Source organism: Lutibacter litoralis (assembly GCF_014646675.1).
Taxonomy (GTDB): Bacteria; Bacteroidota; Bacteroidia; order Flavobacteriales; family Flavobacteriaceae; genus Lutibacter; species Lutibacter litoralis.
The window spans coordinates 301,628-315,616 of record NZ_BMNS01000006.1 but is presented as its reverse complement, the minus strand read 5'-3'; the positions used below and the strand labels follow the sequence as shown (position 1 = coordinate 315,616).

General features: G+C 31.1%; 8 protein-coding genes. 5 read left to right on the top strand and 3 right to left on the bottom strand.

The window, feature by feature from the left end; all coding sequences use genetic code 11:
* Nucleotides 1–3: 3 nt before the first annotated feature.
* On the bottom strand, nucleotides 4–4,323 hold the full coding sequence (locus IEW75_RS11475; protein WP_134246571.1) for a PAS domain-containing hybrid sensor histidine kinase/response regulator: 4,320 nt from the start codon (nucleotides 4,321–4,323) through the stop codon (nucleotides 4–6).
* A gap of 458 nt (nucleotides 4,324–4,781) precedes the next feature.
* Nucleotides 4,782–8,057 carry a S41 family peptidase gene (locus IEW75_RS11470; RefSeq protein ID WP_134246570.1) on the bottom strand — a complete coding sequence of 1,092 codons (3,276 nt, stop codon included), beginning with the start codon at nucleotides 8,055–8,057 and terminating at the stop codon, nucleotides 4,782–4,784.
* Nucleotides 8,058–8,435: 378 nt separating this feature from the next.
* Here IEW75_RS11470 and def point away from each other — a divergent pair, with 378 nt between their 5' ends.
* From def to IEW75_RS11445, 5 genes are read left to right on the top strand one after another with little or no spacing between them, the layout of a single operon-like run.
* Nucleotides 8,436–9,023, top strand: a complete 588-nt coding sequence (gene def / locus IEW75_RS11465; RefSeq protein WP_134246569.1) for a peptide deformylase — start codon at nucleotides 8,436–8,438, stop codon at nucleotides 9,021–9,023.
* Between the two features lie 4 nt (nucleotides 9,024–9,027).
* The gene (locus IEW75_RS11460) at nucleotides 9,028–9,447 is read left to right on the top strand and encodes a DUF5606 family protein (RefSeq protein WP_134246568.1); all 420 of its coding nucleotides are present in this window, start codon (nucleotides 9,028–9,030) and stop codon (nucleotides 9,445–9,447) included.
* 3 nt (nucleotides 9,448–9,450) lie between these two features.
* On the top strand, nucleotides 9,451–10,230 hold the full coding sequence (gene mazG, locus IEW75_RS11455) for a nucleoside triphosphate pyrophosphohydrolase (protein WP_134246567.1): 780 nt from the start codon (nucleotides 9,451–9,453) through the stop codon (nucleotides 10,228–10,230).
* 40 nt (nucleotides 10,231–10,270) lie between these two features.
* Complete coding sequence (locus tag IEW75_RS11450; protein WP_134246566.1) at nucleotides 10,271–10,726, top strand: DUF1801 domain-containing protein; 456 nt, start codon at nucleotides 10,271–10,273, stop codon at nucleotides 10,724–10,726.
* Nucleotides 10,727–11,458, top strand: a complete 732-nt coding sequence (locus tag IEW75_RS11445; protein ID WP_134246565.1) for an SDR family NAD(P)-dependent oxidoreductase — start codon at nucleotides 10,727–10,729, stop codon at nucleotides 11,456–11,458. It abuts the gene before it with no gap.
* A gap of 77 nt (nucleotides 11,459–11,535) precedes the next feature.
* On the opposite strand, the gene IEW75_RS11440 is transcribed toward IEW75_RS11445, so the two are convergent.
* Nucleotides 11,536–13,821, bottom strand: coding sequence for a glycoside hydrolase family 20 protein (locus IEW75_RS11440; RefSeq protein ID WP_134246564.1), 2,286 nt, complete (start codon nucleotides 13,819–13,821; stop codon nucleotides 11,536–11,538).
* Nucleotides 13,822–13,989: the final 168 nt, after the last annotated feature.

The window sequence follows — 13,989 nt, the reverse complement described above, 5'->3', positions numbered from 1 at the left end:
CTTTTATTTTACTAATAAATATAAAGAAATTAACTCATGCAATACATCAATTTTAATAGGCTTAGAAATATAGTCGTTACACCCCACTTCCATTGCTTTTTCCCTGTCTCCTGTTAAAGCATAAGCCGTTTGTGCAATAATGGAAACTTGGGTATTAAACTTACGTATTTGTTTAGTGGCCTCATAACCATCCATTTTAGGCATCTGAATATCCATAAATACCAAATCAATATCGGGATTATCTCGACAAATTTTAACTGCTTCTAATCCATTTTTAGCAATGATAATTTCCTTAGCAAATTCTTCAAGAGCAATAGAAAGAAATATTTCTGAAGATTCATCATCATCCGCAATCAATATTTTTAACTTTTTAGTTGAACTTTTTTCAGCAGGAGCTAAAACTTCTATTTTTTTTGTTTCTTCAGTAATTGTTTTTGTTTGGTATGGAAGCGTAAAATAAAAAATACTTCCTTTTCCTTCTTCAGACTCTAACCATAATTGCCCACCGAGCATTTCTACATATGCTTTGGTTATTGACAAGCCTAATCCGGCTCCCTGTTTTGCCATTTTATCTGTAATATCAGCCTGAATAAAGCGTTCGAATATTGCTTCCTGTCGGTCTTTTGGAATGCCAATACCTGAATCTTTTACATAAAATTCTAAAAAGTTATCCTTTTTATAATAGCTTAATTCTATTGTTCCATTTTCAGTATATTTTATGGCGTTTTTTACTAAATTTGTAAGTATTGCATATACTTTTTCACGATCTGTATATATTTGAATATCAGAGAGATGATTTTCATTCTTCAATAAAAACTGTAGGCCTTTGCTTTCAGCCTCGGGCTTAAAAAAGGTATAAATAAATGCTGCTTGTTCATTAAAACTTGTTTCTTCTAAATGAATATTTACAAGTCCCGATTCTATTTTTGAAATATTAACAATATCATTGATAATATTTAACATGCGCTCCCCACTTTTTTCAATAATGCTAATATATTTTTGCTGATTTTCTCCAGTGAGCTCGGGTGATTTTAATAGTTCAGCAAAACCTAGTATACCATTCATTGGTGTACGAATTTCATGAGACATATTGGCTAAAAAAGCCGATTTTAAACGGTCTGATTGTTCTGCCTGTTCTTTCGCTTCAATGAGTTCTATTTCGGTCTGCTTTTCTTTGGTAATATCCCTAAATTCAACACTTCTGGCTTCTTTCCCTTTATAAGGAATATTTCTGGCTTGTAAACGCATTGGATATTCTTCACCGTTTTTACGTAAGCCAAATGCTTCATACGGTTTATCGAACGCTATTCTAATATTATTTATTACCTGTTTTCTGGATTTTTTTGCTATTAACATTAATCCGTTCATTCCAATTAATTCGTCTACGGTATATCCAGTAACATCTGATAAACCTTGATTACAATCTGCAATAATTCCTCTATAATGTATTGCTATACCTCCAAATGATGCATTATGAAGGGCTTTAAAACGTAATTCGCTATCTTTTAATGCATCTTCTGCTTGCTTATGCTCGGTAATATCTCTAGCTACTGTTATAACAACATCTCTCCCAAAATAAGTTCCTTTATATTGTGATACTATTTTAGGAAATTCTTCCCCGTTCTTTCTTTTACCCCAAAATTCAAAAACCTGAGGAGTTCCTTGTTTTACTTTATTAAAGCTTTTAAAAACAGCTGACATATTATTCTTACCAGAAGCTGAAAGAAATTTAGGAGTATTACCAATTAATTCTTCTCTAGAATACCCATACATATTTAAAACTCCCTTGTTTACATCTAAAAACTTAGCCTCATCATCTTGTATATAAATAGCGTCTCCAATAGTATCAAAAAGTGCTTTATAACTTTCTTGACCATCTAAGGCTTTGTTTTTAATTTCTTCTAAGTTATAAATTAACTCTTTTTGTTTTGTAATATCTTCCTTAACCGCTAGATAATGCGTTATTTTTCCTTCAACATCTATAATTGGAGAAATGGAAGCAAATTCCCAATATAATTCACCATTTTTCTTTTTGTTATGAAATTCTCCAAACCATTCATTTCCACTAGAAATTGTATCCCAAAGATTTGCATAGTACTCTTTACTTTTTTCACCAGATTGAAACACACGTGGATTTTGACCAATTAATTCTGACAGTTCAAACCCAGTAACTTCAGTAACTTTAGGGTTGGCATACTCTATATTACCATCTAAATTTGTAATTACAATTGAAACAGGACTTTGTTCTACCGCACGCGATAATTTTATTAATTCTTCTTCAGCTTTCTTTTTATGGGTTATATCAAGTATCAGCCCAAGAATTGTGTTATTGCTTAGACTTAAACTTAATAAACAATGGATTACTTTGTTGTTTGCATCTAAAAAATCAATTTCTAAATTTGAAATAGACCCCTCTTTTTTAAGCCTCTTAATAATTGCATCTCTTTGGGTTGGAATAAAATAACTTTCAGAAGCATTCCTACTCATTAATGAATTTATATCTTTAAACCCACCCCTTTCAATTAAATATTTATTAACAAACAGTATGTTCCCTTCCATATCCGTTTCATAAACACCCACAAGTGCATTCTCTATAATATTTCCATATTTTTGTTCAGATACTTTTAATTTTGCTCTAGTTTCGTTAACAAGTGTTACATCCTTTGCCATGGATATTACATATTTTTTACCATCATCTATTTTACCTAAGCCTGCAGAACTAAAATCCCAAACTATTTTCCTTCCATCTGCAGTAAAAATTTCAATTTCATCCAGAGCATCTATTTTATTACTATCATAAAGACTTCTAATATGTTCTTTTATTATTGTGCTATTTTTAGGATGCGCTTTATTACACCAATCTGAAATTGTAGGAATCTCTTCATGTGAATATCCAGTAAGATCAGTCCAAGCTTGGTTTATAGAAACAACCGCTCCATCTTCTGCATGAATCATAATTGGAAATGGTGCAGAAACAAAGGCTCTTCTGAATTTTTCTTCGCTTTCTTCAGCTTTTACTTTTGCATTATAGAGTTCCGCTTCAATCATCCGTTCTTTTGTAACATCTCGTGCGGTAGCATAAGTAATTCCTTCTTCTTTATTATAGCACGAACACCAAGATAATATTATGTAACTGCCATCTTTTCTCTTATAACGATTCTCAAAATTAAGTGTATAGCCTATATTATTTCGTCCTGCTTCATCAAGTGTCTTTTGTTTGTCTTCAGGATGCACAAAATCTATAAATGGTTTTAAAAGAAGTTCTTCTTCTGAATAACCGAGTAACTTGGTTGTGGCAGGATTAACTGCTTTAAAAACTCCTATTGGGTCTGAAATCACCATAATATCTGGAGAAACTTTAAAGAAGTTAAAAAACTGTTCGCGTTCTTTTTCTGCCTGCTTTAGTTCTGTAATATCATTAAATGCAGTTATAAAATATTCTGGATTATTATTAGTATCCCGCTGTAAAAAAGTAGCTATTTTTGCGCATACGATAGTACCATTTTTATGAACATACCTTTTTTCAAAATGTGCTCGTTTAATGGTACCCTTCAATAATAATTGCACCATTTGTTCTGATTTCTCAATATCTTCTGGATAGGTTAGTTCTTGCCATTTTATAGTTTCCAATTCATTTTTAGAATACCCTAAAATATCGCAAAAGGCTTTATTTACCTGCAATAAACCATCAAGTTTGGTTATTGATTTTGCAATTAGTGAATTATCAAAAAGGTTTTGAAATTTCAGTTCATATTCTTCTATATTATCTTTTGATTCAGATAGCTCTTCTTGAAGCGAAAGCGCTAGATTAGCTATAATCAGTTCAGCAATAAGTTTTTCGCTTTCATCTCCTTCTATAGCAATCTTTATTTTTGCTAGTATTAATTCTTCAGCTGGATTTCCTTTTTTCTCTTTTTGAAAAGAAAGTTTTTTGTTATTAACAATTAATTCTAAATCATGTTGTCGTTTTTCTTCATTTTGAAAAGCAAGTTCCACTTTCGAAATTAATGCTGCTGCTGCCCGTTGCCGCTTTTCTTCATTTTGAACATCTAATTCTATATTTGCAGATTTTAAGGCACTAAATTGTTTTCCTTTTTCTCCTTTTTGAAAAGCAAGTTCAACGTTCGCAATAATTAATTCTTCAGCCCTCTTTTCTTTTTCTTTGTTTTCTAAAAGAAGTGCTCTGTTCGATTTAATTAATTTTGATGTAAGCTTTTTATTCTCCTTAATAGTAAAGTCTAAATCATTTTGTAGTATATAAACCTGTTTTTTAAGTTTACTGAGCTCACGTTCCAATTCTTCATACGTTTTTTTGTATCCCATAGGTTGTTCAGTTTCGTTTTTTAAAAAACGATTAAATAATTTGGTTCACGAAAACTAGTTTCATAATACTAACTCTTACTAAAGTAGTAAAAAAAATACTAGTACCTCTTAAAAAGTATACGATGCTAATAATTTAGAATCGTTTTAATTTAGCATTAATTGGTTTTACTTTAATCAGAATAATTTATACCCGTAGCTATTTATTATTTTGTTTATAAATAGCTTCGGCAAATTTCAACCTAAATTTATATACTGTGCTATCATAATGCAAAGTATATAAGTATTTATAATAGTGCGTATTTTTTACAATTGCGGCACTTGTATCCTTTCTAGCAAATTTTTCTTGATCATATATTGTTATGTTTATACTTAATAAGCCATAAAGTATTACAAATTATCTAGTTTGCTTTCTACTCATATTTTATTTACGCTATTATAATATAAATAGCCTATAACACTTAATTACGTTTTTCATAATTAGGTCGTTTAGGCATTTTAAAACTTTTATCACTATCTAATAACCTCAAAACTTCCTTAATCCCCGCTTCTAATTGCATATCTATTCCATTAGCTAATTGTTGGAAATCTTCAACAACTTCTATATCAGGATCTACCCCATGTCCTTCTTTAAACCAGACACCATCAGGGTCATACATTCTAAAGGTAGGCATTGTAATACGACCATTATCAATTAAACTAGGTGCTCCTGAGATTCCAATTAATCCTCCCCACGTACGTGTTCCAATCAACGGACCAAGATCTCTTTTTCTAAAATAATCTGGAAAGGCATCTCCTCCTGAACCACTAAATCCGTTAATAAGCATCACTTTAGGTCCAAAATTACCTGAAGGCGGCCAAGCCCAATCTTTACCATCTCTCACTGCAAAAAAGGCTAAAGGATCTCTATCAAGTAATTCAACAAATCTGTCAGGTATTTGCCCACCACTATTAAAACGTTCATCTATAATCAACCCTTCTTTATTCATTTGAGCATAAAATTGTCTAATTAACTCATTTTGACCATCACGACCTGTACTACGAACATATATATATCCAATTTTACCATTGGTTGCATCGTCTACACGTTTACGATTATTTTCTATCCATGCTAAATGACGTAATCTAGTTTCAGAACCCATAGGTTTAATTATAACCTTTTTCGCTTTTATAGATGACGGTGTGCTATTTACAGTAATTTGTACAGTTTCATCAGCAAGACCTTGTAAGGCAGCCGATATTGGTTTTGTAGTATCTATTGGAAGTCCATTTACTGCTAAAATATAATCTCCTTCTTTAACTGCTGCGCCCGGTTTTGCCAGCGGTGATCGCACTTCAACATCCCACGGTGCACCAGTTATTATTTTTTTAATTCTATAATACCCATTTTCTAAACTTATATCTGCGCCCAAATAACCAACATTCATTCTTTTTGCAGGTGTTATATCACCACCACCAGTATATGTGTGAGATGCATTTAACTCTGCAATAAGATCTCCAATAATTATATTTACATCATTACGCGAATTAGATTGATCAATTAATTGACCATAACGAATTCTCATAGCATCCCAATCAACACCATGCATATTGGGATCATACAAATAGTCTCGCTCAAATCTCCAAACATCATTAAATAGTTGTTTCCATTCTTCTTTAGGTACAATATTCATAACCATCTTTTGTAATGGAACTGTTTTATCTATTTTTTGCTTCTCTTTAATATCGATAACTGCAAGTTTCCGTCCTTGCATAACAAGTATTTTCTTGCCATTGGCAGCAACACTAAAATTAGATACTTTAGAAATAATAGTTTTTACTTCTCTTTCTTTAAAGTCATAATAATCAAGAGATGAAGAAGCTTCACCTGATGCGCCTGCGTTTGGATAACGGGTAAATAATAGTTTACCTTCCACAGCAACTAAATTGCCTAAATTACCAGGTGTTATGTCTAACATTTCAACACGCATTTCAAACCCATCAATATCAATCATAGTTTTTTTCAACTCTTTCTCATCGTCACTATTCTTATCAGCACCTTTTTTCTTTTTGGTTTTATCTTCTTTCTTATCAGTTTCATCGCTCTTTTTAGACACCACATAAGCATCATTTTTAATTTCTATCAACGATTTCTCTGATTTGTTTAAAGTTCCAACGGCAATGCTTGTTGCATTTGGGTACACAAAAGTGTTATCTAAATCGGAATACACTGGGTTGAACGTTCTATTCGTAGCAAAGAAAAGATGATTTCCGTCTATACTAAAGGCAGGAGCATAATCTTTATAATAACCTGATGTAAGCTGTGAAACTTTATTATTTTTTGAATCATATAAAAATATGGCAGCAGTTGCAGGATTATCAGTTGCACGACTATAAGCTATCCAGTTGCTATCTGGAGACCAGGAAACACTAAAGCTACGTAAACCTCCTTCTAACATACTTTTACCTTTATCTACTTTCGTTACCTCACCTGTAGTTACATTTATACAATTAATGCGCATCGTTTGATCTACATACACAATTTTTTTACTATCAGGTGACCAAAAAATTTCATAATTAAATCCACTTTTAAAATTTGTGACTATTTTAGGCTGTTTTTCACCAGACATATCATATAATAGCAATTGATATTCACCATTAACATCGCTCCAACAAGCTACAAAATTACCATCTGGAGACCACGATGGTTTACGCTCTGCACTCCCTGAAGTGGCTGAAATATTTGCAACATATCCTTCTTCAGCTGGCAAATTAAATAACTCTCCTCTTGCTTGTACCACAACCCTATTTCCATCAGGAGAGATGGTTGCACTCTGCAAATAAGAAGCAACATTTTTTTGTTGCGTTATCAGCTCTTTTCTATCTGAAACAATATTAATAGTTACCTCTTCCGTATTGGCCGATGCTACATTGTAAATGTATAATTTTCCACCCGCTTCAAAAATAATCTCATTAGCCCCTTTTTCTGGAAAAGTAATATCAAAGTCTTTAAAACTTGTTAATTGGGTATTTTTTTTAGTGGTTACATTATACTTCCATAAGTTATTTCTTTTATTAGGACCATTATCAGACATATAATAAATTGCATCTCCGTGCCACATTGGCAACTCATCATTTGCTGTATTATTGGTTATATTTTCTGTAGTATAGGTATTAAGATCGAAAACAGAAATATCAGGAGCTGTTCCTCCACGATATCTTTTCCAATTTCTATTTACTCTAGATCTATCTGTATAAGCTATTTTTAATCCATCTGGAGAAAATGAAGCGTATTCACCATATGGTATTGGTAATTTTGTTGGTGTACCTCCAGTTACAGGAATGGTATAGAATTGGCTATATCGCTGGCGACCACTTTCTCTTGATGATGCAAACAACACCGACTTTCCATCTGGTGTCCAACCTAAAACTCTATCAAACATGCCATGATAGGTAAGTCGCATAGGTATTCCTCCTGTTGCATTTATAAGATATACATCACTATTTCCATGATAATTAGCGGTGAAAGCAATTTTACTTCCATCAGGAGAAAATCTAGGATAACTTTCGGAACCTTCTGGAGAGCTTAATCTATGAGCATTGCCATCAGATTTTGCTGCAACCCATACATCATCACCATAAACAAATGTAATGTGTGTTTCAGATACATCTGGATATTGCATTAAACTTCCACTAATTTGAGCACTTATTGATCCATAAATGAAAAAGAGCACTAAAGCTGAATAAAAATTCTTCATAATTTTGGTTTGAGTATTATATAGTTAATATCTAAAAATCTAGCTTTTCTAATAATTGTTAGTAAATTCATTAAATAAAATCATTTATTTGAATTTTTGCTAAATCTGTAAAAATCGCATGCATACATAGCTGAATTTATGGATGATTGCTATTTTGCGATATCTAAAGTAATATAAATGTTTTGATATTCATAATCCAAGCCAATTTGCAACAATGGATGTCCTAAAAAAAATCAAGAATTTTTAGCAAAAAGAACTAAAGTTATTATTAATATACTTTGTAGTAGTTGATAATTTTTTATGGTTTTATAAATTACAATTCTCAACATTTTATTATTCATCTAATCTTTTGTACTTTTGCAATCCAAAAAAAAGAAAATGATTTTACCAATTATGGCTTATGGTGATCCTGTTTTAAGAAAAGTAGGAAAAGATATTGATAAAGATTATCCAGATTTAGATATTCTTATTGAAAATATGAAAGAAACAATGGTAAATGCTAGTGGTGTTGGTTTGGCGGCGCCACAAATAGGAAAAGCTATTAGATTATTTATAATAAATGCCACTCCTTTTAGTGAAGATGATGATTTAGAAGAGGATGAACGCACCTTTTTAGCAAATTTTGATAAAGTATTTATCAATGCTAAAATTTTAAAAGAAGAAGGTGATGAATGGGTATTTAATGAAGGGTGTTTAAGCATTCCTGATATTAATGAAGATGTTTTTAGAAAAGAAAAAATTACTGTTGAATATTTAGATGAAAATTTTGAAAAACATACAGCTGTTCTTGATGGATTAGCTGCAAGGGTTTTTCAACACGAATACGACCATATTGAAGGAATACTGTTTACAGATAAAATTTCCTCATTAAAAAAACGATTAATAAAAAAGAAATTAGAAAATATTTCAAAAGGGAAAATAAATCCAAAATATAGAATGAAATTTCCCTTATTAAAAAGAAAATAACTTTATGGAATTAAAAGATATTGTATCTGTTAACGGTAAACCAGGTTTGTTTGAAATTAAAGCACAATCTAAAGGTGGAATTATTGTAGAATCTTTATTAGATGGTAAAAAATTTCCAGTAACTGTTACTCATAATATAAGTGCCTTAAACGAAATTGCTATTTACACCTATGAAGAAGAAGTTCCGCTTCGTATCATTTTAAAAAGTATTGGTGAAAAAGAAGAAGGAAAAGAAGCTATCAGTCATAAAGAAAGTGGTAAAGTTTTAACTTCATACTTTAGAGAAGTTTTACCAAATTTTGACGAAGAACGTGTATATACTTCAAACATAAAAAAAGTATTGCAGTGGTATAATTTATTAGCTTCAAAAAATTTCGACTTTGCTGCAATAAAAGAAGAGGAAGAAGAAACTGAAGAAGCTTAAATTATGAATTCTCGAGAGCAGCAACTAAAAGCATTTGGTCGATTGTTAGACATTATGGACGAGTTGCGTTTAAAATGCCCTTGGGATAAAAAGCAAACTTTTCAATCACTTCGTCATTTAACTATTGAAGAAACTTATGAATTAGGCGATGCCATTCTTAATAACGATTTACAAGAAATTAAAAAAGAATTAGGCGATGTATTACTTCATATTGTTTTTTATGCAAAAATTGGTTCAGAAACCGATGCTTTTGATATTGCAGATGTTGCCAATTCAATTTCAGAGAAGTTGATTTACAGACACCCGCATATTTATGGAGATGTTACTGTAAAAGACGCAGAAGAGGTGAAACAAAACTGGGAACAGCTAAAACTAAAAGAAGGCAAAAAATCTGTTTTAGAAGGTGTTCCCAAATCGCTACCAGCTATGGTAAAAGCCAACCGAATACAAGACAAAGTTGCAGGTGTAGGGTTTGATTGGGAAAAACCCGAGCAAGTTTGGGAAAAAGTACAAGAAGAGTTAGATGAATTAAACGCAGAAATTAAAAAAGGAAATACCGCTAATATTGAAGCTGAATTTGGTGATGTATTATTTTCTATGATTAATTATGCGAGATTTATAAAAGTGAATCCTGAAAATGCTTTAGAACGCACCAATAAAAAATTCATTAATCGGTTTCAATATTTAGAAACAGCAGCTAAAAAAATTAATAAATCTCTTCACGATATGTCTTTAGAGGAAATGGATGTTTTTTGGAATGAAGCAAAGCAATTCTATAGTTAAATAAAAAAATAGTTATATTAGTATAGTTAAAACTACAACTATGCACATTGCAGCAAAAAATCCCGAAGCGTACATTTCTAAAATTCCCCAAGAAAGGATTCCTTATTTTAAAACACTAAGAAAAACTATCTTAGAAAATATACCAAACGGATTTGAAGAGCAAATGAGTTATGGTATGATTGGCTATGTGGTTCCTAAAAGTTTATATCCAAGCGGATACCATTGTGATACAAATTCACCATTGCCTTTTATTAACATTGCTTCTCAAAAAAACTTTATAGCTTTGTATCATTTAGGAATTTATGCAAACCCTAAATTACATGATTGGTTTGTAAATGAATATCCCAAACATTGCAAAAGAAAATTAGATATGGGTAAAAGCTGTATTCGATTTAAAAAAGCTGAAGAGATCCCTTTTAAGTTAATAGCAACATTAATTCAAAAAATAACACCAAAACAATGGATCGCATTGTATGAAAAAAACATAAAACGTTAAATGGAAAAAATACTTATAATTACTGGAGGAAGTAAAGGTCTTGGTTTAGGATTGGCAAAAGAATATCACAAAAATGGATATCGCATTATTTCAATTTCAAGAAGTACAATTAAAAAATTATATGCAGTAGAACAATACCAATGTGATTTAAGTAACACCGAAACCATTGAAAATGTGATTACTGAAATTTTTTCTCATTTGGATAAAGATACTACTAAAGTATTAACCTTAATAAATAATGCGGGCGATTTAGGAACTGTAAATACTCTGGAAAACATTGCACCAAAAGAAATTGATTACACTATAAGAGTAAATTTAATAGCGCCATTAATTTTAAGTTCATTATTTATAAAATTATCAAAAGGCTGGGAATGCAAAAAGAAAATTATTAATATTTCTTCTGGTGCAGCAATAAATCCTTACGAAAGTTGGTCGTTGTATTGTGCCTCAAAAGCGGGTGTTGATATGATGACTAAAGTACTTTCTAAAGAACAAAAGAGACTTAAAAAAGGGGTGAAAATAATTTCAATTTATCCTGGAATTGTAGATACAGACATGCAAGAAAAAGTAAGAACTACACCTAAAGAAAATTTTAAATCTGTACAACGTTTTATCGACTTTTACGAACATGGTGATTTATTCTCTCCAGAACAAGTTGCCCAAAAAATTTATCAGCTTGAAATTGCAGGTAAATTAAAAAATGGGCGCATATTAGATGTTCGAAATGAATAAACCATAACCACCATAAAAATTAAAAACAGTTAATAATTCTGTGTAATAGTAACAAAAACAGCCTTAAACAAGCATAACTACTTCACAGAAATTTCATCAACAAAAACCCAAGCAGCACCTTTTCTAATATGCCATTCTGGGAGTACCCCCCTATTTTTTGCAATAATTTTTATAAAACCGACTTGTTGTTTTTCGAAATTAGCTTCAATTTTTTTAATTATTGGATCTCTTTTTTTAGTAGTTGGTAATATTTCATTTAAAACAGTTGTATAGTTTTTACCATCTTTAGAAATTTCAACAATTATTTCTGTAGGCAACATAACCGATGTTGCTGCAATATGCTGGAAGAAATTTAATGAAATATAAGATAACTCAGAAACGCTTCCAAGCTCTACAATAACATCAAAATCTTGTTGTTGAAATCCTTGCCAATTCGGGTCGTCACCACGAGAAATTGCAAATTTACTATTAAATAATGCTTTATCACCACCGCCACTATAACCTTCGTTGTACGCATTTTTATAAATTACTTTACACTGGTCGCTAAAACTTGTAGAAAACATTTTTTGCAAAGGATAACCAATAGGTTCGCCATTTCTAAAACAAAATGCAATTAAATTTATAGGCTTAGAATAATTAATTGGTTTCGTATATAACATTGAATTATTTGTTGGTGTTGAGCCGTCTAATGTATATCTAATTTCATATCGGTCAATTTCATTTTTTAATGAAAGATTAAATTCTTTTGTGTCTTTATTATAAGTTACGTCGTATTCTGGGCTTAACGCACTTTCAGCGAAATTATATCCTTGTGCTACCAATCTATCAAAATAAACATCTAATTTATCAATAAAATATTCTTTATCTTTTTGTTCTGAATTTGTCCATAAAGCTTCAGAAAGTGCAGATAAACGGGGTAACAACATATATTCTATATGATGCAAGGTTTTAATTTGTTCTGTCCATAAATTTGCTTGTCCACCTAAAATATGATGTTTTTTATCCTCTGAAATTTCTTCAGGAATAGGATTAAAATCGTAAACACTTAACAAATTATTATATCCTCCCCACGACGGTGGCTCAAATTCACTTTTCCCCTGACTATGATCGAAATAACATGGAAATCCTGGAGACATAACCACATCATGTCCCGCATTTGCAGCTTCAATTCCACCTTCTACACCTCGCCACGACATTACTGTTGCTCTTTCTGGTAACCCTCCTTCTAAAATTTCATCCCAGCCAATTAGTTTTTTATTTTTTGAATCGATAAAAACCTCCATTCGTTTTACAAAATAACTTTGTAATTCTTCAGCAGTTTCCAACCCTTCGGTTTGCATTCTTTTTTGACATTTTTTACACTGCAACCAACCTTCTTTACCAACTTCATCTCCTCCAATATGTAAGTATTTATACGGAAATAACTCTACTACTTCTGAAATAATATTTTGTAAAAACTCAAAAGAACCATCATTTCCAGCGCAATAAACGCCAGAAGATTCGGCTCCAATACAAGTAAACTCTGGATAACATTGTAAAGCGGCTTCGGAATGTCCTGGCATTTCAATTTCTGGAATTACATCTATGTATCTTTCTGCCGCATAAGCAACTAACTCTTTTATTTCATCTTTTGTATAAAAACCTCCATAAACCTCATCTTCATCATTCTGAGAACTAATTTCAAAATCTTCCCAAGGCTTTTTATTCTCTTTTACCTTTCGCCAAGCACCTTTATTTGTCAACTCTGGATACGCATCAATTTGAATTCTCCATCCAATTCCATCTACCAAATGCCAATGAAATTTATTCATTTTATGCATTGCTAAAATATCAATCACTTTTTTTACCGAATCTATCGGTTGAAAATGTCTAGAAACATCTACCATTGTTCCGCGCCATCTAAACCGGGGTACATCATTAATTTCAACAAAATTTAAAATTGGTTTTGAAATTTTAGTTTTAGGTGTTAAAAGTTGCTTTAAACTTTGAAAACCATAAAAAATCCCTTGATATGTAGCAGCTTTAATTTCGATTCCCTTTTTTGAAACCGTTAAATTATAAGCTCCTTCTTCTTTTATTTCATTTGATTTTAAAAGAGAAATTGCATTTTCTTGTACTTCTGTAGTTACCTCTAATTCTATATTGAAATTAGTTTTTAGAAAGGTATTTAATTGGTTTGAAATACGCTTTAAATCTTCAGAATTATCAATTACAATTACGGTTTTAGAAGTAACTTTAAATTGTCCTTTTTGGTATTTTATACTGTTTGGTTGTGGAATAATTCCTGTATTTACTATTTCAGGTTTTTCACAAGAAAAGAACACTGCTAAAATTAAAACCAGTAATAAATTGAGATTTTTCATATTTTAATAAATTAAACTATTTTGCTTTCTATTTTGTTATTTAAATATAGTGTTACGTCAGTTCGAGTAATTTTTGGTAAAAAATAGTATCTAGAACTATTGTTTTTTTTATAAAATTTCTATTCTCGATACTAATGCTTAGCCTAAAAAGGTAAAATATTCGCTCGA

Coding starts and splice junctions, on each gene's coding strand:
- IEW75_RS11475 (WP_134246571.1), bottom strand. CDS start 4,323: ATGGGATACAAAAAAACGTATGAAGAATTGGAACGTGAGCTCAGTAAA.
- IEW75_RS11470 (WP_134246570.1), bottom strand. CDS start 8,057: ATGAAGAATTTTTATTCAGCTTTAGTGCTCTTTTTCATTTATGGATCA.
- def (WP_134246569.1), top strand. CDS start 8,436: ATGATTTTACCAATTATGGCTTATGGTGATCCTGTTTTAAGAAAAGTA.
- IEW75_RS11460 (WP_134246568.1), top strand. CDS start 9,028: ATGGAATTAAAAGATATTGTATCTGTTAACGGTAAACCAGGTTTGTTT.
- mazG (WP_134246567.1), top strand. CDS start 9,451: ATGAATTCTCGAGAGCAGCAACTAAAAGCATTTGGTCGATTGTTAGAC.
- IEW75_RS11450 (WP_134246566.1), top strand. CDS start 10,271: ATGCACATTGCAGCAAAAAATCCCGAAGCGTACATTTCTAAAATTCCC.
- IEW75_RS11445 (WP_134246565.1), top strand. CDS start 10,727: ATGGAAAAAATACTTATAATTACTGGAGGAAGTAAAGGTCTTGGTTTA.
- IEW75_RS11440 (WP_134246564.1), bottom strand. CDS start 13,821: ATGAAAAATCTCAATTTATTACTGGTTTTAATTTTAGCAGTGTTCTTT.